This window comes from Bacillus sp. FSL K6-1106, assembly GCF_038005245.1.
In the GTDB taxonomy this organism is placed as follows: Bacteria; Bacillota; Bacilli; order Bacillales; family Bacillaceae; genus Bacillus; species Bacillus altitudinis.
Window position 1 is genome coordinate 158352 of sequence record NZ_JBBOSV010000002.1, and the last position, 26681, is coordinate 185032.

The following is a 26681-nucleotide window of genomic DNA, read 5'->3' on the forward strand; positions in this document are numbered from 1 at the left end:
GCGGATCTTTATGGACATTATTTCAGGTGTGAATTTTGAACTTCTACAATTTGTCGGTCTCTCTCTATTATGTGAATATGCTCATAGTATTCGGTCCTTTCATCTTTATAAAAAAAGCATGACATAAAACTGTACCATTTTAAGTTCTTTTCACTTATAGTATGTAGTGGAGGGATCGATCAGATGAAAATAGCTCTTTTCGGTGCTCATGGACGTGTAGGACAAGCATTTCTTCGTTTCGTAAAAGAAGATGATCGTTACATGGTTCGCTCGTTAATTCGGACAAACCGGGAAGAAATGCTTGCGGGTATGTTTCAAGTCACCGGCAATTCCAGAAATCAAGAGGATGTGCTTGAAACAATTAAAGGATCAGATATTGTCGTGAGCTGTCTATCAACAGATGGTGATGATACTTTATCTGTTTCAATGGAGCATATCGTACAAGCCATGAAGCAAACAGGAACATCAAGAATTATAACGATTGGCACTGCTGGGATTTTGAAAGCAAGGCAGCAGCCTGAGCTTTACCGCTTTGAAACAAATGAATCAAGGCGAACCACTTCCCGAGCTGCTAAAGAACATGCCAAAGCATTTGAAATTCTTCAATCAACTGAACTAGATTGGACAATCATTTGCCCAACCTATTTACCAGATGGAGAAGTGACACGGTCATATCGCTATGAAAAGAATTTTCTCCCTATAGATGGACAGAAAATCTCAGTTGAAGATACCGCACACTTTTTGTATCAGCAGTTAAACTCAAAAGAATTTGTGCATCAACGTGTCGGTATCGCTTATTGACCATTTAGTTCGTGTAAATGATATACAACCAGTAAAAGTCGAGATCATATCATGAAGCCTCGACTTTTTTCATTGCCATGAAAAAGCCTCTTTCAAATTGAAAGAGGCTTTTGCTACTCATCCTATAAGCCGCTCGTCACAGCTCCCTTTTGTAATTCGTACATTTGCGCATACAGTCCGCCTTGCTCCATGAGCTCTTCGTGGCTGCCGCGCTCGACAATCTCACCCTTTTCTAACACCAAAATCATGTCAGCTTTCTTAATAGTAGATAATCGGTGCGCAATGACAAAAGTGGTTCGTCCTTCTTTGACGACATCTAGTGCCCGTTGAATGATGGCTTCTGTTTCTGTATCAATGTTAGCCGTCGCTTCATCTAGAATTAAAATCGCTGGATCATATGCCAGTGCACGGGCAAATGAAATCAATTGACGCTCCCCAGAGGAAAGAGTACTCCCCTTTTCAACAACTGGTTCATCAAACCCTTCAGGCAAATGCTTTAATAGTTCTGCTGCGCCCACCTGCTTTAACGATGTTTCAATCGTTTCTCTTTTAATGTCTTCATTTCCCAAACTGACATTGGATGCGATCGTTCCAGAAAATAAATAAGGATCTTGAAGTACAATGCCCATTTGTTTACGCAGCGTTTGGCGCGACTGATCATAGATGCTTTCTCCATCAATGAGGATGTCCCCATGCTGAATATCATAAAAACGTAGCAGCAAATTCATGATCGAACTTTTCCCAGAACCGGTATGTCCAACGAGTGCCACCGTCTGACCTTTTTTCGCCTCAAAGGTGATGTTCTTTAATACATTTTTCCCTTCATTATACGCAAAGGTAACATCCTGAAATTGGACGTGTCCCTCTAGTTTCTTCTGAATTGGTTCTTCCACTTCAGTACCTGGCTCATCTAATAATCGAAAGACCCGTTCAGATGAAACCCTGGCTAATTCTAATCTAGAGAATTGATTCACAATGCCTGTAATCGGCTGGAACAAACGATTTAAATAATCGACAAATGCATAGAGCACCCCAATCGACACAATGCCCGTCGCACTTAAGGACGCGCCGCCAAAATACCAAATGAGTGCGACATATGCTAAGTTCCGAAGCAGATTCACCAAGTTATGTGAAAGCAGTGAATTTAAATGAAGCATCTTTCGCTGATATCGAAAGTGATTGTTATTCAGCTCATCAAATTCTTCTTTCGTTGCTTGTTCATGTCGAAATGCTTGAATAATCGTCATTCCTTGAATGGCTTCATTTAGCTTGGCATTAATTTCACTGATGATGGATCGAATGCGATGATTGTAAACTGACGCAAACTTTCGGTAAGTCATCGACCATAGGAAAATAATCGGAACAGCCACTAAACAAATAAGCGCCAGCTTCACATTTAATAAAAACATGGCGGTATAAATGCCAATCATGTAAATGGCACTTGTGACGAAATTCGCTAGTACTGTAACATATAAATCACGAATGGTTTCTGTGTCATTCGTAATCCGCGCGACAACCTTTCCAGCCGGTAAATTATCAAAATACCGAATCGGAAGCGTTTGAATATGTTCAAATACGTCCACTCGCATTTTTTGAATAATGCGATTTGCAATACGCTGGAGTAAATAGTGTTGCCCATATTGAAAGAAAATCGCAATGACGAGCATCCCAAAATAAAATAGAACAAGCTGTACCAAACCACTGATTTCCGGCTGATAAAAAGCAAAGATTTCCTCTTTGGATAAACGCTGTACCTGATACGTCTCACGCTCGCTCCCATTTTCAATGGTGAGCTGATCCCCTTCTATTGTCCGGCTCCCGTCAAATCGAATCTTTTCATTCACAAAATAGTACCCAAATCCGACTTGCACGACATTGATTTGCTTTCCAGCTTCATTTTGATTCTGTAGCCGGTCACTTCTTATATAGTTATTTCCCTGGTAATAAACCGTTTTATCTGTTTTTTCATTTACCTCAACATACGGTTTTTCTACACCTAAAATATGATCATCAATCATTTTTTTCCCAATGAAAGGTCCTGTCAACTCAGCACCAACTGCAATGATCAGAAAGATCAAAGCAACAGACAATACTTTTTTATACAGGAGTGCATAGGCAAGAAGTCTTCTCCCTGTTGTCATGCCTCATCCCCTCCTTCCAGCTGATTTGTCAGCTGCTGACGCAGAAATTGCTCTTTATACCATCCATCTTGCTGAATAAGCGCTTGATGGGTTCCCTTTTGAACAATACGTCCTTCTTCCATGACAAGAATGAGATCCGCATGCTCTACAGCTGATAGACGGTGGGTTGTAATAAATGTCGTTTTCCCATGACGATTTTGTCTTAAATTCTCTAAAATAGCCGTTTCTGTTTTTGCATCAACTGCAGATAACGAGTCATCCAAAATCAAAATGTCTGGATCAATTAATAAAGCACGTGCAATGGAAATCCGCTGCTTCTGTCCTCCTGACAGCGCCACTCCCTTTTCTCCAACCATGGTTTCCAAGCCTTCTGGTAAAAGGCGTAAATCCTTTTCAAAGTAAGCATCTTTAATCGCTTGTGCTAATTCAGCTTCTCTCGCGTCTCTATGACCGAAACGCATATTCTCTTCTACACTTTTTGAGAAAAGGACATGATCTTGCGGAACATAGCCAATCCATTGGAACAGTTGATCCAATTCAATGTCCTCAATTGGAACACCTGAAAGCAAGATCTTCCCATCACCTGTCGGATACTGACGAAGAAGCTGTTTGACAATCGTTGTTTTTCCGCTTCCCGTTTTTCCTGTAATACCAATCGTTTGCCCTTTTCGTACAGTAAAGGAGACATCCGTTAGATTATCTTTAGAGGAAGTTGGATACCTAAATGTCACATGTTCAAATTGAATATCGCCAGGCTCTTGTAATCTTTTTGGCTTGGCTGCGTCAGTTACATCCGGTTGATAACTGAGTGTATGATTCAACCGGTCTAATGAGGCATTTCCTCTTTGCATGATATTAATCAATTCACCAATGGCAAACATTGGCCAGATCATCATCCCCAGATAGACGTTAAATGCGACAAGCTCACCAATGGTTAAATCACTTTGGAACACAAGATATGCGCCGTAACCGATACCGATTAAATAACTGATCCCCACAAGCAATTTCACCGTCGGCTCAAACAATGAATCAATGATCGCTACTCTCATATTTTTTTGAAAGACATCGTCTGTCATTTCTCGAAAGCGATTCACATCTTGTTTTTCCTGCACAAAAGACCGAATCACCCGAACGCCGGCAACTGATTCTAATACACGATCATTCATATCACCAAATGCATCTTGAGCGACTGTAAAGCGTTCATGAATTTTACTGCCATAAAACGCTATCAAAATCGCCATCAGCGGCATCGGAATAATGGCCATTAAAGTTAATTTCCAGCTGATCGTCAGCCCCATCGTAAAAAAGATCATCAGCATGTAAGCAGTGGAATCGACTAATGTTAAAACGCCAAAGCCTGTTGTTAAAGCCACAGCATTCAAATCATTTGTACCTAGCGCCATTAGATTTCCGGTTTTTTTCTTTTCATAAAAGGTGGGTGTCATCTTCAGTAAGTGGCGCATTAATTTTCCGCGCATCACACGCTCCATGACATTCGCGCCGCCAAATAACTGATACATCCAAAAGTAGGTGAGCGCATAGACACTGACACCAAGTAAGCAAAAAATGGTTACGTAAAATAAGATACTGGATGTTGTAAATTGACCAGACCGAATGTCATCAACTGCTTGACCTAGATACCTCGGTGGCAGCATTTCAAGCACATTCACAATGAGCAGCAGCGTAATGGCGATTGTATAGCGCCTCCACTCTTGTTTAAAGAACCAGCCTAATTTCACAAATACTGAAAACATGTTTGTCTCTCCTTTTAAAGCTAGCCGCTTTCTATATTTTCCTGATTGTCACCTTGTTTCGTTTTTTGAACTTTTGTCATTTGTCTTGCCTTTGGCATGTTCACATGCTTTCACTCCTCTTCATTTAGTTGTTGATGCATTCCATTATTTCGATATACGAAATGCATACAACAAAAAAAGAGGCAACCAGCTGACTGGTACGCCTCTTTTATACATGATAAAAAGGCGCATGTTGACAAATACGCAACATACGCCTTGATTCATCCGATCAATTGGAACATACGAGTCCCTTTTCAATGACCAATGAAGGTGTAATTGTCACGTGAATCAACCCATTCATGCAGTTTGATTTCATTCTTCCAATGATGTTGCACATGACATTTCCTCCTTTTGGCTCTTGAATCTTTTTTTATCTTATAGTGGCTGTCACCATTTTGTCAATAAATATTTTTCAATAAATGAAATTTTCTAACAAAAACACAATCGTTTTCATGTGTATCTTTTTCTCATAACGGGTATACCATGAACGTATAGACTCCTTTTGAAAGGAATGAGGACATTGTTTCAAGCTGATCGGATGGTCGTTGCGTTTGATGGACATGAAGACAGTAAGAAAGCATTAAAGAAGGCAATCGCTTTAGCCAAAACGTTGAATGCCAAGCTGACCGTTGCCTACGCTCATGATGGGAAATCCAGCAGACAGGTGTTTGATGCACCTCGCCCAATGACTGGCGGCGCTTATATCGGAGGCGGCATGGCAGACCTTCAAACACCCCCTGTGTACGTACCTCATGATGAACAGCAAAGTCCCTTGATTTTTGAAGATCATACAGAAGAGGTCGTTGCAGAAGCAAGAATGCTGTTAAATGAAGAGCAGTTTGAAGCTGCGATTGAAATTGTTGAAGGGGAGCCTGCAGAAGCGATTATCGAATACGCTGAAAAGATTTCAGCAGACCTCATCGTCATGGGAGCACGTGACCAAAGCAGATTGAAAAAAATGCTCTTTGGCAGTGTGAGTGAAAAGTTATCGTCCAAATCAGATATACCTGTACTGATCGTGAAATAAATGTCATCACAAAAGGCTAAAATGAACTTTATTTTAACCTTTTGTCTTCTTTTCAGCGTGATAGAAAACCTTTGCAGTCTAGGAAGGACGAGTACTGGAGCGGAGCGAATTTGAATTCGTGAGCACCAGCACGCAGGACTGACACCGAATGCGAGGGTTTGTCTACACGCTGAAAGGCTGTAAACATTGGTTTACAGCCTTTTTCCTTTTACGAAGAAATAGATGCTTCGCTTTCATGCTTAATTTTTTTCTGGAACCCTTCCTGTACACGCTTCGTGATCTCTCCTGGAACACCTTCCCCAACTGGCTGACCATCTATCTCTACAATTGGAATCACTTCAGCTGTCGTTGAACTGATGAAAATTTCCTGTGCATGCAAAAGTTCGTCTTTACTCATGCGGGTTTCTTCCACACGACATCCTTCTTCCTGACAAACCTCTAGCAGCTTTCTACGTGTAATGCCGTTTAAAATCAGGTTATTTGCTGGGTGTGTACGAATGACACCGTCAATGACGGCATATACATTCGAGGACGTCCCCTCTGTCACAAAGCCGTCTCTTATTAAAATCGCTTCAAACGCACCAGCTTCAGACGCTTTCTGCTTTTCCATGACGTTATATAAAAGGTTTAAGCTTTTAATATCACACCTTAACCAGCGAAGATCTTCAGACAATAGAGCTTTCACACCAGCTGTCTGCTCTTGAATAGGCTTTTTCACTTGAAATGTATATGCCGTAATCTGAGGGGTAAGTACACCATATTGATGTTTACGAGGTGCGACGCCTCGCGTGACTTGAATATACACGCCGCCATCAATCACTTGATTATCTGCGACTAGCTTCTTCAAATTCTCTTCCATATCGGATACTGTACCTTGCAGATGAATGCCGATTTCCTTTGCACTCTTGAATAGACGCTCAGTATGCTCTTTTAATGTAAACAAAGTCCCATTATATACGCGGATGACTTCATAGACTCCGTCGCCAAATTGATAGCCTCTGTCTTCAATATCAACATGTGCATCTTTTTTTTCAATAAAATCCCCATTGTACAATACTTTCATATGGAATCTCCCCTTCGCTTTGCTTAATGGTTGAATCTGATGCTATCTTAGCGGATAAATGTAAACGTTTCAATGATTATTCAGAATTATTTCATATCCATTTGACTGGATAACCTTCTATTGTAACAAATATAGATTCATAACCAAAAAGATTCCAATTTTTTAGCATCTTCTATATTCATAGGCTCTTTTTTCCTGTATACTTACTCCATATGAGCACGACAAAAAACAGCGAAAAAAGACAGAATCCACTACATGATTCGACACAAACTACTGATTTATTGGAGCGATTGTAATGCAACGGGTTACGAAAAAACAGACACCTTCAAACACGATGCTGCTCTCAAAGGCGATTGGTCTAGTCATTCTGACATTGATCCTTTTTTTCATTTGGGATATGTCTAAAACCAATATGCAGGCAGCAGATCAACCGAATGAAGTGTCTGCGAGCAGTCCATTTCGAGACACAAGTACAAGTCTGAAACCAAAAGATGATTCGCCAAAAACATTAGATGCACATTTTAAGATCAATCCAAACAAACATGTAACGGATCAAACGATCTTTTTAACCTTTGATGATGGCCCTTCTGCTACATCAAATCAGCTGTTAGATGTGCTAAAGTCACAGCAAGTGAAGGCCACATTTTTTATGCTCGGACCGCAAATCAAAGAACACCCAGCAGCTGTGAAAAGACTTCATCAAGAAGGTCATCAATTAGGACTTCATGGCATCACGCATGATGTGAAACGCTTTTATCAAAAAAGTGATTCTCCTGTAAATGAGATGAAAGAAGATCAGCGCATATTGGCTTCTGTTACTGGTGAATATACACATCTTGTGAGAACACCTTATGGCAGTTCTCCAAACTTAACAGACCAGCAAAAAACACGTTTAAAACAAAAAGGCTTTGTATACTGGGACTGGACCATTGACAGTCTTGACTGGAAATATAAAAGCTCAAAATATGTACCAGAAGTATTAAATCAGCTGCAAGTGCTTGAAACCAAGTACCCGAAAGAGCCAAAAATCATCTTAATGCATGATCAGCCAGCTACCGCAAAATACTTAAACAGTCTGATCACACAATTAAAGGCGAAGGGCTACACGTTTGAAGTCCTTGATGAAACAATGAAGCCACTACAACAATAAAGCAAACCCGCACCTATTGGATGCGGGTTTTTTATGATTTATAAAGCATTCACAAGCTCGCCAATTCGTTCGTGAAAGACAAGATCAAACAGCGGATCGAAATCCGTTTCACTTAAATTCATCATGACCTTAAAGATGGAAGGATGATGAGCAGCATCTTCTGGAATATATCGGGCTGGTGCCACTTCTAAGGAAGTTCCCATGACGAGTAGCATGTCCGTTTGCTGGAGCGATTTCTCCACTTGATCAAAGTGCTTCACCATGTCCCCAAAAAGGACAACATCTGTTTTAAGTACTCGTCCACATGTACGGCCGTCTGATGAGATCCGCTCACAAACCGGTACCTCTTCTTGTAATAAATAAGGCAGTTCGTATGTTGACCCGCATGATGGACATGTAGCTGTTTGAATGGAACCATGCAGTTCATACACATGCTGGCTTCCCGCTTTTTTATGCAGACCATCGATATTTTGCGTGAAAATATCCACGCGTTTTCCTTGCTTTTCTAAATTGGCTAAAAAAGCATGTCCAGCGTTTGGCTCGTACTCTCCACTCATCTTCATTTGAAACAATTCTTTGAATTTCGGCCAAAATTGATGCGGATGTGATAAAAAGTAGGACCGGCTCATTGCCTCCATGCGAGAAGTATCTTCTGTCCATAGTCCACCCGTTGATCTAAAATCGGGAATTCCCGATTCTGTGCTCATCCCAGCACCTGAAAGGACTGTAATATGTGAGGCCTTTGATAATCTCTCTCTTAGCGCTGCCACTTTTGTTTGATCCAACCACCATTCCTCCTTTATTCACCGAGCTGTTTCTCACCTTTTTGTTTCATATAAATGGTCTGTCCAGGGAAAGCAAATTCTACCCCTTCTTCATGGAAGATATCAATAATGCGATAGTTAATATCCTGCTTAATATCCAGGTTTTCAGACCAAGCCGTTGTGTTTGTATAAAAGTTAAAGAATAAGTTTAAATAGCTGTCTGCCAGCACATCGAAATTCACCATAATCGTTTCCTTATGAACCCCATCATGCTCATAAAGCATTTGCTTCAGACGTTTGATGCACTTATCAATGTTTTCTTTCGGTGTATTGTAAGATACGCGAACGGAGAACGTAATTTGACGTTTATTCATTCTCGTCCAATTTGTGATCGGCTCCTTTGAAAGGGTCGAATTTGGCACGGTCACCACCGCTTCAGCAGGTGTTCTAAATTTTGTGCTTCGGAAGGTAATGTCCTCTACAGTCCCAAGTACACTTGGAGTCTCTACAAAATCGCCCATTGTAAAAGGCTTCTCTGTAATAATCACAATTCCTCCAAAAAAGTTCGCCACTGTATCCTGCGCAGCGAGTGCAAAAGCAAGACCACCTAGGCCAAGCCCTGCCACAAGTCCGTTCACATCATAATTAAATTCTTGTGCAATGACGCTAATACTCAGTGCAATAATCATAAACCGAAGAACCTTTGATAAAAATGGGGCTAAAATATCATCCATCTCTAATTCAAATTTTGAATTCACTTTTTGAAATAAGAAGGAAGAAGCTGCGGTTAGATTACAAAGCCCCCACGTCAGCATCAAAATAATAGAAGATCTATACAATTTGACAATGACATCCATATGGTGCTCAAAGTATGGGGCTTGTCTTAACGCAAAATATAAACCTAGTGCCACAAAAAACAGTCTCGCAGGTTTTTCAAACGCCACGACAATTTGGTTAATGACTTCGGTTTTAGACCGATTTGTCAGCTTAAAGAGCAGGTGAAACAAGTATTTCGTAAATACTTTTCGAAGTAATAAAAAAAGCAATAAAATACAAAGGCTAATGCCTATTTGGATCGCAATATCGACTGTAAAATATGTATCCATCCATTTTTGTGTAAACATCTCTGTCTCTCTCCTTTAAAACAATCCTCTCTAGTTTATAATATAACCTTCGTTTATGTCCTCTCTTAAATGTCTGACCTCTATATAAAAAGCCTCGGGACCTATCCCGAGGCATGATGTTCAATTATGAAATTTTGGCTTGAGACATATCGACGGGCAGCAAACTACTTTTTCTTCTGAGCCTGATCAAGGAGAGTCGCTTTAAACATTTCAGCATCCGTTTCGGCCTTAATACGTTCTTCCACTCTAATTCTCCCTTTACCCAATCATCTCGCCTCCTTTTCATCATTATAAAACATCAGAATTTTCAGTCAACATGACGAAAGCACTAATATTTTGACGAACGCTGACGATTTGGACAAAATTGATCGAAGAAAAATTGATGTAATTCAGGTTTACTCAATCAAAGCTTGCTCTATTCCTGTAAATTTTTCAAAATGATACATCAAGCTTTTTCGGTACATGAGGTTCCATGATAATACGGCGCTCTTCTTCTCCATATAGTAAAGAAGGAAAACCACCAAAGCATTTGATATGATAAGACCAGAACTTATGTCAGGGAGCTGGAGCAAGTGTATATTATCGCACATAGAGGGTCATCAAGCGCAGCCCCAGAAAATACAATCGCTGCGTTTGATGTAGCTGTCGAGCAAGGAGCAGATTATATTGAATTAGACGTACAAATGACAATGGATCAGCACGTCGTCGTCATCCATGATGATACCGTTGAGCGAACGACGAACGGAAACGGCTTAGTCAAAAGCTATACACTTGATCAGTTGAAAAAACTGGACGCAGGAAGCTGGTTTGACCAACAGTATACGAATGAACGAATTCCAACATTACAAGAAATTCTTGAAAGATACAGTCAGCGGATTGGGATATTGATCGAGATCAAACACCCAAAACGGCAGATAGGAATCGAAAAGGCCGTTGTCGACATCATCAATCGGTTTGCCTATTCTCGTCATATCATCATTCAATCTTTTGATGTTCATGCACTACAAAGAATCAAAGCATTCGCCCCTTCTCTTCGCACAGCTTTGATTATCAAGCATGATGCATTTAAACTAACGAAACGAAAGTTAACGACATACAGCTCGTTTGCAAATTGTCTTAATATGAAGAAAACGATGATCAATATATGGTGGATAGACCGCATCCACACATTCGAGATGGATGTGTTTATATGGACTGTAAAAGATCAAAAAACAGCGGATCGAATCAAAAAATATCCAATTGATGGTGTGGTAACCGATAACCCGCTATTTTTTCAAAAGGAGAAATGATGCAGATGAAAACTTATTTCGCCGTTTTTATCGGTGGATTGATTGGTACACTTTGCAGATATGAACTAAGCCAAACTGTCATCAGCCAGACATTCCCCTATGCAACGATGATTGAAAACATTTCCGGCAGCCTGCTTCTTGGTTTTGCGACAGGATACTTTCTATTTCAGAAAGGAAAAAAATATCTTGCAGCTTTGATTGGAACAGGGTTTTGCGGCGGGTTTACGACCATGTCCACCTTTTCTAAAGAGACAGTTCTTCTGTTACAGGCAGGGCAGTTCAATTTAAGTATGATGTACATCCTGCTCTCAGTCATTGCTGGAGTAGCCGCTGCTTTAGCAGGCCTGATCCTTGCTGAACGGCTCTTTCATCAAAATAAGCAGCAGAAAGGAAGCAGATAAATGATTGTTTTTTGTACAGCTGTAGCTGGAGGGATCGGTAGTGCATGTCGTTTCTTCATCAGCCAAACAATCCAGAAAACTCCATCCCATGCCCTTTTCCCGTACAGTATTATTTTCATTAATTTATTAGGTGCAGCCGGTTTAGGTTTTCTCACAGGCGCTGTAACGTCCAATCATCCACTGCTAGTGATCATAGGAACTGGTTTTTTTGGCGGCTTTACCACATTCTCTACGTTTAGTGTAGAATCTGCGACGATGCTGATGCAGCGTCAAATAGGAAAGCTTGCTGCCTATTTACTTGTGACAATCATCGGCTCTTTATGCCTTTTTGCGGCGTTTTATCAAATAGGACAACTTCTGTTTTAAATATCTGTGATGGCAGCTAGGCTGATGAGCAGTTGATCCATCAGCTGGCGCTTCATTAAAAATAGTGTCTTCTCACTATAGCCGATTTCGATTGCACATTTTGCCATGCGCCAATCTCGAAAATACTTATAATCAATGAGCTGCTGCTCTATTTCATCCAATTCTTTTAAAGCCGTTTCAATACAAGCAACAATCAGTTCATACTGACTTTTCTGCTCTTCTAATTTTTGACGTGCCATATGATGATGTTGGAGAGAACTTCGCTTTTCAAGCTGTCTTTCAATATTTAAAATGGCTGCTTGATAGTTCTTGAAATTTTTTAAATGAAACTCAATACGTTTCATTGAGGTTTTTTTCTCCGTGATACTTGCTGTTTCATACCAGAGCATGTCCATCCCCCTTTTACGAACGTTTGTTCTTATTATATACGAACATATATTCTCAAAAAAGAGGCTAAATACCTAAAAAAACCTTGAGCTTATTTTTCGCTCAAGGTCATTTCATTTACTAACAGCGGCTCTTTTATATCAAGCCCTGTGCGTGTATTTTCTTTTTCTGATGATGTGACGCCTTTTTTCAGGTCGATCTTTTTCACATAGCGTCCATCCATCTCCAAGACCTTCATCCGAATATCATCAAGATAAATGGATTGTCCTTCTCGGATATCAATGTTCTCATTTAAGATTAGCCCGCCTATCGTATCAATTTCTTCATCATGATATGACATTTCGATCAAATCTTGAACTTCCTCTAATCTCACTTTTCCATCTAATATATAATGATGCTCCGCTCTCTTTTGAATGACCGGCTGCTCATCTTCATCGAATTCATCTCGAATGTCTCCAACAATCTCTTCTAAAATATCCTCCGTTGTGACAAGTCCAGATGTCCCGCCATATTCATCCGTTAAAATCGCCATATGCATTCGATCGCGCTGCATCTTGACGAGAAGCTCTTGAATTGGAATCGTGTCAATCACTTCAATCACTGGATAAATATAATCTTGAAGCTTCAGTTGATCTTTTTCTCCTAGATACACAATATCTGCAAAGAGCTGCTTTTTGTTGAGCATGCCAATGACATGGTCTTTATCCCCTGAAAACACGGGGAAACGTGTGTACTTTTCCTTTGTCATGATTGCCAGTATTTCGTCTAAAGCCATATCTTCTGGAATCGCACAAATTTCTCTTCGCGGTATCATAATTTCTCTAGCGATTCGATTATCAAAATCGAATATCTTGTTCATATAATTATACTCTGATGAGTTGATTTCCCCATTTTTTAAGCTTTCAGATAATAAAATCTTTAATTCCTCTTCGGAATGGGAATGTTCTTTTTCAGACCCCATATCGATGCCCATCATTTTCGTTAGTACACGGGCTGACCCGTTCAACACATAAATGAAAGGGTACATAAGGATATAAAATGCATGCAGCGGTCCTGACAGCCAAAGCGTCATTTTTTCTGCCTTTTGTATGGCAAGTGTTTTTGGTGCAAGCTCGCCAACAACTACATGCAAAAAGGTAATAATAGAGAACGCAAGTGTTGCTGAGATCAGGCTGATTGCTGAATCAGGAATGTTTGTCAAACCAAAACCTCGAACTAAAAGTTCTTTTACTGCCGGTTTACCGATCCACCCTAAACCAAGGGATGTCACTGTAATACCGAGCTGGCAGGCTGACAAATATTCATCTAGCCTTGATGTCACCTTTTTCGCCATGATAGCCTTTTTGGACCCTTCGGCAACAAGCTGATTAATTCTTGAACTTCTCACCTTTACAATGGCAAATTCAGATGCAACAAAGAAAGCTGTTAAAGCAATCAAAACTCCGACTATACTCAGATTAACAATATCGTCCATTTAACCTTGCTCTTTCTTAGAAGAACAAGGAGTCACCTCCTGATTGATGATGTTGTCTTTTGCAAAACGGTTAACTGATTAAATAAGACTACTTTGAGGGCCCCACTTAACCACCTCCGGTTCACGTAAAATCCGTCTCTCTACATATATATGAAACGGTATTCATTTTATCTTACCATAAATAATCTGAAAATTCCTGTATCGCTACAGTATTTTAGAGATGACAACCTAAATTGATGGAAATGCCCTTTGTTTCTTCATATTGGCAGGAAATCTGAACAATTATCTTGTATTTCAGACTCGAATTATATTAAACTATTTTCATAAACTATAACGTGACGGTTAGGAGGAGATGTTCAGATGGGGCTGAGAAAAAGTATCGTATTGGTGAACTAGCACAGATTGCACAGGTGACGAAACGAACTGTAGATTATTATACGAATCTAGGGTTGCTTGCGCCTGTTAGATCTTGCTCTAATTATCGTTATTACGATGAACATGCTTTAAAACGATTACAATTAATCGTTCTTTGCAAACAGCAGAGATTGGCTCTTTCTGACATCAAATCCAGATTAGATGAACAATTCCCTTCTCAAAAGGAAGAACATGACGAACTTGTCCATTTAACCTCTGATATCGATCGGATGAATGAGCATATGGACCGCATTTTGGCACGTTGTAAGCAGCTTCAGCCAGAACAACGTGAAAAACTAAAAGAGCAGCTTACTCCTGAAAAAATGACGGCTGTCCAATCATTTTTACTGCTGTTAAGTTAAAATTTTTACTAAACAGGAGGTGTTACCTTCGTTCTCAAAGTCAGAACGAAGGCCTTAATTGGACATAGTTAATTTACTTATAGTTGCTTTGCTTATAGCTTTAACCGCATTTTTCGTTGCATCAGAGTTTGCGATCATTCGCTTAAGAAGCTCAAGAATTGATCAGTTAATCGCAGAAGGTAATAAAACAGCAGTTGCTGTCAAGCATGTCACGACTCACCTTGATGAGTATCTGTCGGCCTGTCAGCTCGGTATTACCATTACCGCCCTTGGGATTGGTTGGTTAGGGGAAGAAACAATTGCGCACATGCTTGCTCCACTATTTGTAGAGCTGTCGATTCCTCAATCAGCTAGTTCTATTGTCACTTTTATTATTGCGTTTAGTATTATGACGTTTTTACACGTCGTGGTTGGAGAGCTTGCACCAAAAACACTCGCCATTCAAAAGGCTGAGCAAGTGTCCCTTCTATTTGCTAGACCGCTTATGGTTTTTTACAAAGTGATGTTCCCTTTTATCTGGGTATTAAATGGATCTGCTCGTTTATTAACAAAAGCGTTCGGTCTTCAGCAAGTTTCTGAGCATGACATGGCGCACTCTGAAGAAGAATTGCGGATTATTTTATCAGAGAGCTATAAGAGCGGCGAGATTAACCAGTCTGAATTCAAATATGTGAATAAAATTTTTGAATTTGATGACCGTCTGGCGAAAGAAATTATGATTCCTCGTACCGAAGTTGTCAGCTTCCCTCATGATATTACCATTGAGGAAATGCTGAAAGTGACCAAGGTCGAGAAATATACACGTTATCCAATTGAAGATGGCGATAAAGACAACATCATCGGTGTTGTGAATATTAAAGAAGTACTCACTGCATGTATTAGTGGTGAATGTTCCACAAGTGATACGATCGAACATTTTGTAAACCCGATTATTCATGTAATTGAAACAGTTCCTGTTCATGATCTACTGCTTAAAATGCAGCGTGAGCGTGTACACATGGCCATTTTATCAGATGAATATGGCGGTACAGCAGGACTTGTAACAGTTGAAGACATCCTTGAAGAAATCGTCGGTGAAATTCGTGATGAATTCGATATTGATGAAATCAACGAAGTGCGTAAACTGGGAGAAGACCACTATATCTTTGATGGAAAGGTCCTTGTAGATCAAGTTAACCTGCTACTAGGTATTCAGCTTGATAACGAAGAAGTCGACACAATCGGCGGCTGGTTCCTTACACAAAAATATGAAGTCGAGAAAAATGACGCGATTCGTGAACAAGGCTATGAATTTATCATTAATGAAGTCGATGGACACCATGTGGCATACATCGAAGTCAAAAAACTAAACGAACAACTATTAGAAGCAGCTGAAGAAGGCGCTTCTTAAGAAAAAAAACGACCCTTGCCTTAGCAAGTGGTCGTTTTCTTTATCCCTTTTCGATTAACTTAGCTTCAAGTTCTTTGATTCTTGTGTTTAATACTTCTGTCATCGCACCTAATCTTTCTTTTGGCGGCAGATGATCAAATTCAGACAGCTCAATCGGTTCACCAATGATTAAGCGCATTTTCCCCTTCTTAAAAAGGCTTTTTGCATTAGAAGGTCCTTTGTACGCTGCTGGAACGATTGGTGATTTGCCGAGCTGCGCAATCGTAACGGCCCCTCTTTTTAAAGGAACATCTTCTGTTGTACGTGTTCCGCTTGGAAAAATCCCAACGATTTTCCCCTCTTTTAATAATTTAATGGGCGTTTTAATACTGCTTGGCCCAGGATTCTCTCGATCAACTGGAAAAGCATGAATCTTCTTTAAAAATCCGCCGATCCATTTATTTGCAAACAATTCTTTTTTCGCCATGTAGTGGATCTCAAACGGAAGAATTCCTGCGCCTAATGCAAGAACATCCACAAAACCCTCATGCGTACAAGCAATGACAAACCCCCGGTCTGTTGGCAGATTCTCTTTTTGATATACTTTGATTCCGCCTCGGAGAGCAAAAAATGCTTTGACGGTATAGCCTGAAAATTTATACATAGTGCACTTCCTTTGTTTGAAGAATGAAGGATTTGTTTCTATTATAACAAATTTTTTATTACCTGGTACTAAAAATTTTCTCCTGCTGATAAAATTGAGACGGTTCACTAAAATCATCTTTTCACTTAAGATGACCGCTCTTCTGTATTCAAGCATGTGTTTTTAGGAGAGAATAGAGGAAGAAATGTGTCCAAAATTGTCGTTTTTTGAGTTTTTTTCCTGATTTGTTCTATTGAAAACACTTTATAAATGATGCAAATTTCGCTATGATAAGGAGAAATGATTTTGATTCGGTGAAAGAGATGAGTAATGTACGGCCTATGAGAAGTTTCGTGCAACTTTATGCCTTTCTTATGCGTGTATAACATAGAGGGGAGAAAAATCAGTGACGATCGATGAAATTTATCAAATGTATATGAACGATGTTTACAGGTTTCTGCTCTCCATGACAAAAGACAAACATTTGGCAGAGGACTTATTGCAGGAAACCTTTATGCGTGCTTATATACATATTCATTCCTACGACCATAGCAAAGTGAAACCTTGGTTATTTCAGGTGGCACGAAATGCTTTTATTGATTATGTCAGGAAACATAAAAAAGAAGTGACCATATCGGATGATCTCATTGGCGGCCTTTTACAAACGTCTGTACAAAGTCCCGCTGAACAGATTGAAATAAAAGAAGTCCTCAACATGTATTTGGAGCAGCTTCCAGATAACTACAAGGAAGCGTTGACATTGTATTATTTAAAAGAGCTGAATTACAAAGAAGCATCCAAGGTCATGAATATTACTGAAGCAAATTTTAAAAGTGTTTTATTTCGTGCAAGGCAGCGCCTAAAAGCACTATATAACAGAGGTGTTAATGATGAATGAAGAGTTTAATAAGCGATGGGAACAATATAATAATGGCGAGATGAATGAAGAAGAAATGATGGCGTTTGAAGAAGAGCTCGAAGAAAATGAAAAACGCTTAAGCCAAGAACTGAATGACTCAGATTGGACAGACTTCTCCATCAGTCCTGAAAAACAAAAAGCCATTTTACAATACGGAAAAAGAAAGTCCTATTTACGTATTTCTGTGCTTGCTGTCATATCTACGCTGATTATTTTACCGCTTTGTACACTAGGTAGTTATCTATACTACGGCGTTGGCGGAGCAGACAGTAAAGGCAATCATTTTATGGAAACGGCCGCTGTAACAGTCGCCCTAACAAAACCGAATGTCGCCATTGATATGAAGGATTTAAAAGGGCAAGTCAAACTATTCGGTATGAACACAGAACTTAAGCTACAAAAACAAATTGGCAATAAAACAGAAGCCATCGGCAGTGAACAAATCGAAATGTTTTTCGATAAATTAAAGCAGCCTACGATCTCTTATTATGGCGACAGCGCACGTAATACGGAGGATTTCTTTACGCACCCTTCGTCTCAGGCAGATACATCTAAAAAACAAACACTCACTACTCTAGACAAGCTGCCTGAAGGAACAGTGAGTGAAGTGTATGTATCCTATGACAAAGCATACACACCGAAAGACGTGTATTCATTTGCTAAAAAATATGATATGAAAGTGCTTTGGAATGCGATAAAAACAGAAGATTCATTAAGTGGAAATCAGCGTCCAATCGGTTTTCCCGGGAAAGACTCTGAATTTTTAAAAGAGCTTCAGCACACATCAAAAACAGAGGTTGATCAGTTCAAAGATGCCCTCGCCTATGTCAACCAGCATCCATCCTGGGCAAAAACGATCTCTGGCAGACCTGAACTTGACCTCTCTAACCGAATACGCTACATCAATCAAAATGGTGTCACGGTTTACGGTTCTGTTGTCACAGGTCCTTCTAAAGAAATAGAGAAATTTGTGAAGACAAAACGCATTAAAACGGCCAAAGTGAGCGAGGTGGAATTATGGAATTGGTAAGAATCTTTAAAGAGCATAATGTGTTTGGCTGGATTTCAGTCGGCACCGCTATTTTATCGCTGCTCATGCTGAACCTCGCCATTATTAGCAATGTGACATTTTATTCGTTTCAAATGCTTCCTTTTGCAATGGCCGCAGTTCCATTCGGTGTGATTGAACTGTTCATTAAAAAAGGCCGCACTGGACCAGGTTTCCTAGGCGTCGTTCTGAATATTTTTGTCATCGTTTGTGTCTATGCGATCGTATCCATTGATGTCGATCTTCAATTAGGTTTTTAATACTAAAAAGCCAGTCATACTTGACTGGCTTTTTCTGTACACTCTTATTTTTTGTTTAATTCGGAGTGCTTTCTTGAATATAAGAAATAGACAACAAGTCCAATGGCAAGCCAGATTAAGAAACGAACAAATGTGATGGTGCCAAGCTTATAAATGAGCAGTCCGCAAGATAGAATAGCCAAGATTGGAATGAGCGGCACTGCGGGGCATCTGAATGCTCTCGGTAAATCAGGCTGTGTTTTTCTCATGACAATGACAGCAACTGAAATCAAAATGAAAGCTGAAAGTGTTCCGATGTTCACTAGACTTGCCAACTCATCAAGCGGAATGAATCCACCCATTAATGCTGACAATGTCCCAAAGAAAAGAGTATTGATATAAGGTGTTTTATGTTTTGGATGAACCTTTGAAAGAACCTTTGGTACCAAGCCATCACGAGACATGGCAAACATGACACGTGTTTGGCCGTACAGCATGACAAGCATGACCGTGGTCATCCCTAAAATCGCCCCAACATCTACAATACCCGCCACCCAATTTTGACCGGCTACTTGTAAAACAAGAGACACTGGATGGGATACTCCCTCAAAGTTCATAAATGGAACAATGCCTGTCATGATGGCACTGACTACCACATACAACATGGTACAAATCAATAAGGAAGTGATGATTCCTCTTGGCAAGTTGCGGGATGGATTTTTTGTTTCCTCTGCCGCAGAAGCAACTGCATCAAATCCGATAAATGCAAAGAATACGAGAGCTGCTGCACTTAACACGCCTGAAGTTCCAAAAGGAACGAATGGTGTCCAGTTTTCAGGTTTTACATATTTCACAGCGACTAAAATAAAGAGCAGAATCACCGCAATTTTCATAATGACCATGATGTTGTTGACTCGTTTTGATTCTTTAATACCGAAGTACAGCAAGAAGGTGATGATCATTAAAATAATAAATGCAGGAAGATTAAAATATGTCACTTGACCCTTTAAACCACCTGGTGCTGCTGTTAATTCAACCGGTATATGAATCCCTATCCCTTTTAAAAACGACACAAAGTAGCCTGACCAGCCTGCTGAAACGGCACTAGCGGCTAGCATATATTCTAATATCAAATCCCAGCCAATGATAAACGCTAAAAATTCTCCCATGGATGCGTACGTAAATGTATAAACAGATCCTGATACTGGCACTGTGGAAGCGAATTCCGCATATGACAATGCCGCAAATAAACATGCAAGACCTGCAATCACAAATGATAAAATAAGTCCTGGTCCTGCTGTAACGGCGCCTGTACCTGTCAGAACAAATATCCCTGTACCGATAATCGCTCCAATACCAAGCATCGTTAAGTCAAATGAACCTAATTCCTTTCTTAACGCTTTTTCCCCTTGTGTTGCCGCAATAAGCTCTGAAATGCTCTTCTTCCTAAACAACGAATTGCTCATACCATCACTCCCAAAACTTAGTATCCGTCTAAAGACGCCACCACTTCGTAATTCACTTTATTTTCTGAATATTTAGATTTAATTTAGCGCAATAAATTGGTGGCGTAAAATTATTATATATGAAAATTAAAAAATGAAAACACTTTTTTTCAAAATAGAGTGAAAATTCTTATTTATCAACAAAATACTTGTCAATATTCATGGTAGATTTTCTTCAATCTTTATTCAAATCATAGCTTGGCCTCTTCTATTTATTATACAACATACAAAATTATACTTTTTTTGATATAATTTTTATAAAGTGAAAATAAAATTATTCTTTTGATAACTTGTCTTCACTTTTGCTTATTTAAAAGCCTTTAGACTCATAGAGAGCTATGATAAAGGACTGTTTTAGCTGCGCAAACGATATACAAAAAAAGAGACTGCCTAGTAAGCAGTCTCTTAAGATCCATTATTAATTTACAAATGTCTTTGCGCCAAGGTAAATTGGCTTCCAATAGCTTGAAGTCATATCGCTGATCGTCACACCATCAGAAGCAGCGTGGATAAACTTGTTGTTCCCAAGGTAGACACCCATGTGAGATGGGCCAGATTTATAGGTTGTAAAGAAGACAAAATCTCCAACTTTAGGTGTTGAGACGCTTTTCATTGATCCCCAAAAACCTTCAGTCGTTTGTCTTGAAATCTTTGTTTGTTTGTTAATGATATACCACATAAAACCGCTGCAATCAAAGCCTTTCGGTGTCGTTCCACCCCATTTATATGGTGTACCGTTTTGTGCTTTCGCATCTGCTACGAGTTTAGACGTATTTAAAGAAGAAGTAGCAACTGTTTTTTCTTTGACAGGTGTTGGTTTCACTTTGGATGTCTTTTTCACTTTCAGCTTTTGTCCAATTTTAATCAGATCTGTTTTGAGTTTATTTAACGATTTCAGCTCTTTCACTGTCATTCCATATTTTTTGCCGATTTTAGATAAAGTATCACCTTTGACAACTTTATGAGTGGCTGTCGTTGAAGACGCTTTTACTTTTGTTGTTGTTTTTGATGTTTTCGTTACCTTTTTTGAAGAAGTACCATTCACTTTTAAAGTTTGTCCAACATAAATCGTGTTAGATTTCAGTTTATTGTCTGATTTAATCTTACTCACGGTTGTTTTGTATTTTTTCGCTAGAACAGAAAGAGAGTCACCTTTTTGAACCTTTACTGATTGTGCTGAGGCAGCTCCGGCAAATAATGTCGTCCCAAGTAGAACTGCACTTGCAGCTGTGATCAATTGTTTTTTCATTTGTTCCTCCTGTATGTATCTATCGTGATCCGAATTTTTATCTACTTTCTATTATAAGGATCGAATACCAGAAGAAATAGTCTTGACTTCCTACGACATTATGCTTATTAATTCGGCAAAAAATATTTTTTTTTAGGGTTCTTTTTATTTCATTTTTATTACACAATCATGACAAAACAAATGCATCTTGTCATAGATAAATCATACATTCATTTCTCTTTTTGGTTCATTCTATGTAAAGTGGACCTTTACAATTTTAAAGTGAACTTTACGGTGCTGTCATTTGGAATCCACACTTCTGCTCTACCATTGTAAACGTGAGAGCGATACATAAACAATGAGGAGGCAAAATGAATGAGTGTGTTGAAAAGCTCGAAAACGAAAATAGCTGCAATCGCAGCCGCATCAGTGTTATCGATTGGTATTTTTTCAGGAATTGAATTTGGACAGGCTGACAAAGCTGAGGCTAAAAAGAAACCAAAAAATGACGTACAAAATGTGATCGTGCTCATTGGAGATGGCATGGGAACACCTTACCTTTCAACTTACCGCTCATTTAAACACAACGGTGATCTTTCCAAGCAAACAGCGTTTGACCCTTACCTCACTGGCATGCATAAAACATACCCTGATGATTCTAAAAGTAACATTACTGATTCAGCAGCAGCTGGGACAGCCATGGCAACTGGTCAAAAGACATACAACAACGCCATTGGTGTAAACAAAAATGGCAAAAAACTAAAAACAGTATTGGAAGAAGCAAAACGCAAAGGAAAGTCTACTGGTCTTGTCGTCACATCTGAATTAACCAATGCGACACCTGCTGCGTATGCCGCTCACGATGTTTCTAGAAAAAACACAGCAGCCATTGCTGATGATTTCTTCGATGAGAAAATTGGCAAACAGCATACAGTCGATGTCATGCTTGGCGGAGGACTGATCGATTTTGTCCGCAAAGATCGTGATTTGACGAAAGAATTTCAAAAAGCAGGCTATCGTTACGTAACCAATAAAGCGGACTTACAAAAAAACAAACAGCAAAAATTGTTAGGCATTTTTGCTGACGGTGGTCTCGATAAAGCAATTGATCGTGATAAAACGACCCCTTCCTTGCAAGACATGACATCCTCAGCCATCAAACAGCTGTCTAAAAACAAAAAAGGATTTTTCCTCATGGTTGAAGGCAGTCAAATTGACTGGGCTGGACATGACCACGATATTGTCAGTGCGATGAGTGAGATGAAAGATTTTGAAAAAGCATTTGAAGAAGCCATTCGTTTCGCAAAAAAGGATAAAAACACGTTAGTCATCACGACAGCAGATCATTCAACTGGCGGCCTTTCCTTCGGGGCAGACGGCTCGGGCAGCTGGGATTATCAGCCTGTCAAAGCAGCAAAAAAGACACCTGATTTCATTGCAAACAAAATTGTTGGGGGTATGACGGTCGAGACTGCGCTCAAACAATACATCGACCTTGATTTCACAAAAGAGGAAATCGCCTCTATTCAAAAAGCAGCTGAAACAAAAGATCCTGTTCAAATTGATGATGCCATCGAAAAGGTCATCAATACGAGGTCTCATACAGGCTGGACCACATCGGGTCATACAGGGGATGAAGTACCATTTTATGCTTATGGGCCAACAAGCGAACAGCTAAAAGGGCTCATGGAAAATACAGATCAAGCGAAACACATTTTCAAACTGCTGAAAAACCAATAAAGTGCTAATCACAAAAAAAGATGTCTAGTCGTAGACATCTTTTTTGATCATTAAGTGAGATACTTCCTATGAACCCCTTTTCCATCGTATGAAAACATCACTTCTTTTCCTTCAAGAACTGACTCGATATGCACACTTCTTCCCCATAGCTGATACAAATATGGAAGCACCTTTTCTAAGTATTTGAGATCGAGCTCAATGCCTTCATACCAATGTTTAATATAGAGTTCATTGTTTTTTAAATAGTCGCCATCGATGACTGTCAAATACGGAAAGCCGCCATTGACCCTCATGCTGACTAGCTGATCACGGACTGCCTTCCATTCTTTATCAATGACTTTATAGTCTCTCCCCTGCTTTTGAAACAAGTACAAATCTTCCCTCATCACAAGGTCTTTCGTTAAGTAATTTCGAATAAAAGAAATGTCTGATTCAATTTCTCGCACTTCAAACATTTTGCTGCGACCGGACCCTTCCGTCACTCCTGCTTTTTTTAATTCCTCGCATGGATGATCGTAGCGCTCTTCAATATCTTCAAAAATCTTCAGCCCTAAATAGTAAGGATTGATTCCTGTCTTAGATGGCTGCACGACACCTGCATTTAATTTGGCAAATTCAATCGATTCACTTGAATCTAAATCAAGTTCACGCATAATCCGCTGGTGCCAATACGATGCCCAGCCTTCATTCATGATTTTCGTTTCTAGCTGTGGCCAAAAATAGAGCATTTCCTCTCTCAGCATCGTCAGCACATCCCGCTGCCAAGGCTCTAGCTCCCGGGAGTGTGCCTCGATAAAGAGCAAAATATCTTTTTCTGGCTTTGGGGGGAATTGCTTGATCGTTTTCTTTTTCTCACGTGTTTTCGGTTCATCCATTCCCCACAAATCATCATATGGCGTTTGACGTTTTGGTTTGTCCTCTTCATATTCATCTTCATCGTCGAGATTCCAGCTTAATTTTGAACGAACAAGCGACGGATCAATATGCTCCTGCAATGCCAATACAGCATCTAAAAAGGACTCGACTTCTTTTGTACCGTGGATATGTTCATATTCTTTAATTCGCTCTGCTGCCGCTGACATACTTTCCACCATATCTCGTTTTGTGTTTTGGAAACGGCAGTTGTTTTTAAAGAAATCGCAGTGTGCCAAGACATGAGCCACAATTAGTTTATTTTGAACAAGCGAATTGTTATCAAGGAGAAAGGCATAGCAAGGATTTGAATTAATCACCAGCTCATAAATTTTGCTTAATCCTAAATCATAATGAAGCTTCATTTTGTGAAATTGCTTTCCAAAGCTCCAGTGGCTAAATCGTGTTGGCATGCCATATGCACCGAATGTATAAATAATCTCCGCGGGACAGATTTCATACCTCATCGGATAAAAATCCAGACCAAATCCTTCTGCAATTTCTGTAATTTCATCAATGGCTCGTTGTAAAAGACGCTTTTCAGATACGCTCAAGGAAACCATCCCTCCTCATCGGACTTATCCCTACTATATGAGCGTACCTAATAAAACATGATGTTCAGCCAGTTGTTTAGACGACTTCCATCTCTTTCATGGACTGCCCGCCGAACGCTTCAAAATGGATATTCTCTTCCGGAATGTCCAACGCTTTTAGAATAAGGATCATCTCCTGTGTAAATACTGGGGAACCGCAAACATAAAATTGGCCTTTTCCTTCACTAATGACTGATTGAAGGAAAGGTCGGTCAATCCGCGTAGCCACCTTCTCAACCAGCTCACTCTTTACACTCTTTTCAAATTGTTCGTTACAAAGGATAATACGCCCCTCTGGAGATGAAGTGAGAACGTGTTCATACTCTTGTTCAAAAGCGGTTACATCCTCTAGTCTGTCTGCATGAATCATCGTGAATGGCTGATTGTTATGCGATGCTGTTTTCACTAAACCAATCATTGGTGTGACACCAGAACCGGCACTAATCAAATAAACGGGTTCTTTTGTGTCATCTCGCAAGCAAAACATTCCCTGCGGCATACTGACGTGAAGAACATCGCCTTCTCTCATTTCATCATGCAGGAATGTGGAGACATGCCCATCTCGTTTCACTGTGATGCGATAGTAAGATGGGTGATATTGATCTGATAAACTGTATTGTCTGCTGCATACATAGGCTTCACCCGGCATATCTACCTGCACCGTAATGTATTGACCAGCTTCATACATTGGTAGCTCAGATTCATCCTCTGGTACTAAATAAAAGGAAATGAGTGATGGAGATTCTTGTTTCTTTTTCTTCACAATAAACGGTTTGACATCTGCCCATCCACCAGTTTGTTTCACATTTTCAGCCATCATTTCTGCCTCAATGGTGATGAATATATTCGCAATGATGTCATATGCAGCCTTCCAAGCCAACAATGTGTCATCTTCCTCTGATAACCCAAATACCTCTTTCATTGCTTCAAGAAGGTGATATCCGACGATTGGGTACTGCTCTTTTTTCACCATGACACTGACATGCTTATGGGCAATTTGTTTCACAGCAGGAAGCAAGTCTGCCAAGCGGTCAATGTGCAGTGCAGCTTGATAGAGTGTTGCGGCAAGCGCCTCTGGCTGGCTTCCATTCATGAGATTTGTTTTATTAAACTGATTGAGTAGCTCTGGATGCTGTCTAATCATATTTTGATAAAAAACTGTCACAAGTTTTGTTCCCTCAGCTTTTAGAAGAGGGGCTGATTGTTTAATGGCATTCATTTGATCTGTGGATAACATCGTTATTCCTTCTTTCAAAAGATGTATTTTAAATACATCTTTATCGTAATGGAAGACAACGTATAAAAGCAATATTTATAATACATGTTTTAAATGTTGTCACATTTAGCACTTTCTCGAACAGTTTTTGTCTAAAATGTGTTACGATGATACAAAACTCTATTAGGTTTAGAGGTCGTCCAAATGAAACTTACGAATTATACAGATTTCTCATTAAGGGTACTCATTTATTTAGCTTCGAGAGAAAACAATGAACTGTCAAATATTCAGCAGATTGCCGATATTTATGGCATTTCGAAAAATCACCTGACAAAGGTAATTTACCATCTAGGAAAACGTGGTTATGTAGAAACGATCCGCGGAAGAAATGGTGGGATTAGGCTGGGGAAAAGCCCAGAAAGCATTAATATTGGTGAGGTTGTCCGCTATACAGAGGATGATTTAGTCATGGTTGAATGCTTTGATCCGAAGAAAAACAGCTGTATTATCTCCCCGATTTGTTCATTAAAGCACGTACTTCATGAAGCACTCACTGCTTATTTACGCGTTCTTGACCAATACACATTAAATGATTTAACACAAAACAAAGATGCTCTAAGAGAGCTTCTGCTCTAAGGCGAAAGAATTTATTTCTTTCGTCTTTTTCTTTACCTCCTTGTAATAATAATTTATTTAAAATTATTATAAATAAA

The 26681-nt window shown here is 39.6% G+C and carries 26 protein-coding genes; 13 read left to right on the forward strand and 13 right to left on the reverse strand.

The genetic code is table 11. From position 1 onward, the window contains the following. The first annotated feature begins 183 nt into the window (after positions 1 to 183). Positions 184 to 801 carry an NAD(P)-dependent oxidoreductase gene (locus MHI20_RS15400; RefSeq protein WP_008348943.1) on the forward strand — a complete coding sequence of 206 codons (618 nt, stop codon included), beginning with the start codon at positions 184 to 186 and terminating at the stop codon, positions 799 to 801. 122 nt (positions 802 to 923) lie between these two features. Here the strand turns inward: MHI20_RS15400 and MHI20_RS15405 are convergent, their stop codons facing one another. Both MHI20_RS15405 and MHI20_RS15410 read right to left on the reverse strand, forming a co-directional pair. Beyond that, positions 924 to 2942, reverse strand: a complete 2019-nt coding sequence (locus tag MHI20_RS15405) for an ABC transporter ATP-binding protein (protein WP_340939580.1) — start codon at positions 2940 to 2942, stop codon at positions 924 to 926. Further along, complete coding sequence (locus MHI20_RS15410) at positions 2939 to 4696, reverse strand: ABC transporter ATP-binding protein (RefSeq protein WP_024719974.1); 1758 nt, start codon at positions 4694 to 4696, stop codon at positions 2939 to 2941. Before MHI20_RS15410 ends, MHI20_RS15405 begins: the two co-directional genes overlap by 4 nt. A 559-nt stretch (positions 4697 to 5255) precedes the next feature. Here MHI20_RS15410 and MHI20_RS15415 point away from each other — a divergent pair. Then, positions 5256 to 5762, forward strand: a complete 507-nt coding sequence (locus MHI20_RS15415; RefSeq protein ID WP_017360333.1) for a universal stress protein — start codon at positions 5256 to 5258, stop codon at positions 5760 to 5762. Between the two features lie 208 nt (positions 5763 to 5970). Here the strand turns inward: MHI20_RS15415 and dat are convergent, their stop codons facing one another. Next, complete coding sequence (dat, locus tag MHI20_RS15420; protein ID WP_024719973.1) at positions 5971 to 6825, reverse strand: D-amino-acid transaminase; 855 nt, start codon at positions 6823 to 6825, stop codon at positions 5971 to 5973. Positions 6826 to 7120: 295 nt separating this feature from the next. Between dat and MHI20_RS15425 the strand changes: the two genes are divergently transcribed. Continuing rightward, positions 7121 to 7975 (forward strand): polysaccharide deacetylase family protein, encoded by an 855-nt coding sequence (locus MHI20_RS15425; RefSeq protein WP_039169286.1) that lies wholly within the window; start codon positions 7121 to 7123, stop codon positions 7973 to 7975. 38 nt (positions 7976 to 8013) lie between these two features. Here the strand turns inward: MHI20_RS15425 and MHI20_RS15430 are convergent, their stop codons facing one another. From MHI20_RS15430 to MHI20_RS15440, 3 genes are all read right to left on the reverse strand, one after another. Continuing rightward, the gene (locus MHI20_RS15430) at positions 8014 to 8745 is read right to left on the reverse strand and encodes an NAD-dependent protein deacylase (protein ID WP_414642622.1); all 732 of its coding nucleotides are present in this window, start codon (positions 8743 to 8745) and stop codon (positions 8014 to 8016) included. Positions 8746 to 8774: 29 nt separating this feature from the next. Then, the gene (locus MHI20_RS15435; RefSeq protein WP_024719970.1) at positions 8775 to 9863 is read right to left on the reverse strand and encodes a mechanosensitive ion channel family protein; all 1089 of its coding nucleotides are present in this window, start codon (positions 9861 to 9863) and stop codon (positions 8775 to 8777) included. Positions 9864 to 10027: 164 nt separating this feature from the next. Next, positions 10028 to 10129 (reverse strand): YhdX family protein, encoded by a 102-nt coding sequence (locus tag MHI20_RS15440; protein ID WP_017360338.1) that lies wholly within the window; start codon positions 10127 to 10129, stop codon positions 10028 to 10030. Between the two features lie 306 nt (positions 10130 to 10435). Between MHI20_RS15440 and MHI20_RS15445 the strand changes: the two genes are divergently transcribed. Genes MHI20_RS15445 through MHI20_RS15455 form a run of 3 tightly spaced genes read left to right on the forward strand, consistent with a single transcriptional unit; the run spans position 10436 to position 11919 of the window. Then, on the forward strand, positions 10436 to 11152 hold the full coding sequence (locus tag MHI20_RS15445; protein ID WP_340939586.1) for a glycerophosphodiester phosphodiesterase: 717 nt from the start codon (positions 10436 to 10438) through the stop codon (positions 11150 to 11152). After that, positions 11152 to 11553 (forward strand): fluoride efflux transporter CrcB, encoded by a 402-nt coding sequence (crcB, locus tag MHI20_RS15450; protein WP_034647784.1) that lies wholly within the window; start codon positions 11152 to 11154, stop codon positions 11551 to 11553. Before MHI20_RS15445 ends, crcB begins: the two co-directional genes overlap by 1 nt. Then, positions 11554 to 11919, forward strand: a complete 366-nt coding sequence (locus MHI20_RS15455) for a CrcB family protein (protein WP_007497111.1) — start codon at positions 11554 to 11556, stop codon at positions 11917 to 11919. It abuts the gene before it with no gap. Here MHI20_RS15455 and MHI20_RS15460 read toward each other — a convergent pair. Continuing rightward, positions 11916 to 12308: a hypothetical protein gene (locus MHI20_RS15460; protein ID WP_017360342.1), complete on the reverse strand. Its 393-nt coding sequence runs from the start codon at positions 12306 to 12308 to the stop codon at positions 11916 to 11918. The genes MHI20_RS15455 and MHI20_RS15460 overlap by 4 nt on opposite strands. A gap of 89 nt (positions 12309 to 12397) precedes the next feature. Continuing rightward, a complete protein-coding gene (locus MHI20_RS15465; protein WP_340939591.1) occupies positions 12398 to 13780 on the reverse strand; it encodes a hemolysin family protein in 1383 nt (460 codons plus the stop codon). Between the two features lie 335 nt (positions 13781 to 14115). Between MHI20_RS15465 and MHI20_RS15470 the strand changes: the two genes are divergently transcribed. Continuing rightward, complete coding sequence (locus MHI20_RS15470; RefSeq protein ID WP_076821966.1) at positions 14116 to 14556, forward strand: MerR family transcriptional regulator; 441 nt, start codon at positions 14116 to 14118, stop codon at positions 14554 to 14556. Positions 14557 to 14614: 58 nt separating this feature from the next. Beyond that, positions 14615 to 15946, forward strand: a complete 1332-nt coding sequence (locus MHI20_RS15475; RefSeq protein WP_041090332.1) for a hemolysin family protein — start codon at positions 14615 to 14617, stop codon at positions 15944 to 15946. Between the two features lie 40 nt (positions 15947 to 15986). Here MHI20_RS15475 and MHI20_RS15480 read toward each other — a convergent pair whose 3' ends face one another. Further along, positions 15987 to 16589: a lysophospholipid acyltransferase family protein gene (locus MHI20_RS15480; RefSeq protein ID WP_017360344.1), complete on the reverse strand. Its 603-nt coding sequence runs from the start codon at positions 16587 to 16589 to the stop codon at positions 15987 to 15989. A gap of 385 nt (positions 16590 to 16974) precedes the next feature. On the opposite strand from MHI20_RS15480, the gene MHI20_RS15485 reads away from it, so the two are divergent. Genes MHI20_RS15485 through MHI20_RS15495 form a run of 3 tightly spaced genes read left to right on the forward strand, consistent with a single transcriptional unit; the run spans position 16975 to position 18795 of the window. Beyond that, entirely contained in the window at positions 16975 to 17466 is a 492-nt protein-coding gene (locus MHI20_RS15485) for a sigma-70 family RNA polymerase sigma factor (protein WP_008348979.1), read from the forward strand. Then, positions 17459 to 18517, forward strand: a complete 1059-nt coding sequence (locus tag MHI20_RS15490) for an anti-sigma factor (RefSeq protein WP_024719964.1) — start codon at positions 17459 to 17461, stop codon at positions 18515 to 18517. Before MHI20_RS15485 ends, MHI20_RS15490 begins: the two co-directional genes overlap by 8 nt. Then, entirely contained in the window at positions 18505 to 18795 is a 291-nt protein-coding gene (locus tag MHI20_RS15495) for a hypothetical protein (RefSeq protein WP_008348984.1), read from the forward strand. The genes MHI20_RS15490 and MHI20_RS15495 overlap by 13 nt, the downstream gene beginning before the upstream one ends. A gap of 44 nt (positions 18796 to 18839) precedes the next feature. Here the strand turns inward: MHI20_RS15495 and MHI20_RS15500 are convergent, their stop codons facing one another. Both MHI20_RS15500 and MHI20_RS15505 read right to left on the reverse strand, forming a co-directional pair. Then, a complete protein-coding gene (locus MHI20_RS15500) occupies positions 18840 to 20240 on the reverse strand; it encodes an amino acid permease (protein ID WP_340939601.1) in 1401 nt (466 codons plus the stop codon). 457 nt (positions 20241 to 20697) lie between these two features. Next, complete coding sequence (locus tag MHI20_RS15505; protein ID WP_007497097.1) at positions 20698 to 21528, reverse strand: C40 family peptidase; 831 nt, start codon at positions 21526 to 21528, stop codon at positions 20698 to 20700. Between the two features lie 354 nt (positions 21529 to 21882). On the opposite strand from MHI20_RS15505, the gene MHI20_RS15510 reads away from it, so the two are divergent. Next, positions 21883 to 23247 carry an alkaline phosphatase gene (locus MHI20_RS15510; RefSeq protein WP_041507529.1) on the forward strand — a complete coding sequence of 455 codons (1365 nt, stop codon included), beginning with the start codon at positions 21883 to 21885 and terminating at the stop codon, positions 23245 to 23247. Between the two features lie 50 nt (positions 23248 to 23297). Here the strand turns inward: MHI20_RS15510 and MHI20_RS15515 are convergent, their stop codons facing one another. Then, entirely contained in the window at positions 23298 to 24722 is a 1425-nt protein-coding gene (locus MHI20_RS15515; RefSeq protein WP_007497093.1) for a SpoVR family protein, read from the reverse strand. A gap of 67 nt (positions 24723 to 24789) precedes the next feature. Beyond that, entirely contained in the window at positions 24790 to 25989 is a 1200-nt protein-coding gene (locus tag MHI20_RS15520) for a globin domain-containing protein (protein WP_340939609.1), read from the reverse strand. 183 nt (positions 25990 to 26172) lie between these two features. On the opposite strand from MHI20_RS15520, the gene MHI20_RS15525 reads away from it, so the two are divergent. Beyond that, positions 26173 to 26604, forward strand: coding sequence for an Rrf2 family transcriptional regulator (locus MHI20_RS15525; protein ID WP_041507532.1), 432 nt, complete (start codon positions 26173 to 26175; stop codon positions 26602 to 26604). Positions 26605 to 26681 lie beyond the last annotated feature (77 nt).

Coding starts and splice junctions, on each gene's coding strand:
- MHI20_RS15400 (WP_008348943.1), top strand. CDS start 184: ATGAAAATAGCTCTTTTCGGTGCTCATGGACGTGTAGGACAAGCATTT.
- MHI20_RS15405 (WP_340939580.1), bottom strand. CDS start 2,942: ATGACAACAGGGAGAAGACTTCTTGCCTATGCACTCCTGTATAAAAAA.
- MHI20_RS15410 (WP_024719974.1), bottom strand. CDS start 4,696: ATGTTTTCAGTATTTGTGAAATTAGGCTGGTTCTTTAAACAAGAGTGG.
- dat (WP_024719973.1), bottom strand. CDS start 6,825: ATGAAAGTATTGTACAATGGGGATTTTATTGAAAAAAAAGATGCACAT.
- MHI20_RS15425 (WP_039169286.1), top strand. CDS start 7,121: ATGCAACGGGTTACGAAAAAACAGACACCTTCAAACACGATGCTGCTC.
- MHI20_RS15435 (WP_024719970.1), bottom strand. CDS start 9,863: ATGTTTACACAAAAATGGATGGATACATATTTTACAGTCGATATTGCG.
- crcB (WP_034647784.1), top strand. CDS start 11,152: ATGCAGATGAAAACTTATTTCGCCGTTTTTATCGGTGGATTGATTGGT.
- MHI20_RS15455 (WP_007497111.1), top strand. CDS start 11,554: ATGATTGTTTTTTGTACAGCTGTAGCTGGAGGGATCGGTAGTGCATGT.
- MHI20_RS15460 (WP_017360342.1), bottom strand. CDS start 12,308: ATGCTCTGGTATGAAACAGCAAGTATCACGGAGAAAAAAACCTCAATG.
- MHI20_RS15465 (WP_340939591.1), bottom strand. CDS start 13,780: ATGGACGATATTGTTAATCTGAGTATAGTCGGAGTTTTGATTGCTTTA.
- MHI20_RS15480 (WP_017360344.1), bottom strand. CDS start 16,589: ATGTATAAATTTTCAGGCTATACCGTCAAAGCATTTTTTGCTCTCCGA.
- MHI20_RS15490 (WP_024719964.1), top strand. CDS start 17,459: ATGAATGAAGAGTTTAATAAGCGATGGGAACAATATAATAATGGCGAG.
- MHI20_RS15495 (WP_008348984.1), top strand. CDS start 18,505: ATGGAATTGGTAAGAATCTTTAAAGAGCATAATGTGTTTGGCTGGATT.
- MHI20_RS15500 (WP_340939601.1), bottom strand. CDS start 20,240: ATGAGCAATTCGTTGTTTAGGAAGAAGAGCATTTCAGAGCTTATTGCG.
- MHI20_RS15505 (WP_007497097.1), bottom strand. CDS start 21,528: ATGAAAAAACAATTGATCACAGCTGCAAGTGCAGTTCTACTTGGGACG.
- MHI20_RS15510 (WP_041507529.1), top strand. CDS start 21,883: ATGAGTGTGTTGAAAAGCTCGAAAACGAAAATAGCTGCAATCGCAGCC.
- MHI20_RS15515 (WP_007497093.1), bottom strand. CDS start 24,722: ATGGTTTCCTTGAGCGTATCTGAAAAGCGTCTTTTACAACGAGCCATT.
- MHI20_RS15520 (WP_340939609.1), bottom strand. CDS start 25,989: ATGTTATCCACAGATCAAATGAATGCCATTAAACAATCAGCCCCTCTT.
- MHI20_RS15525 (WP_041507532.1), top strand. CDS start 26,173: ATGAAACTTACGAATTATACAGATTTCTCATTAAGGGTACTCATTTAT.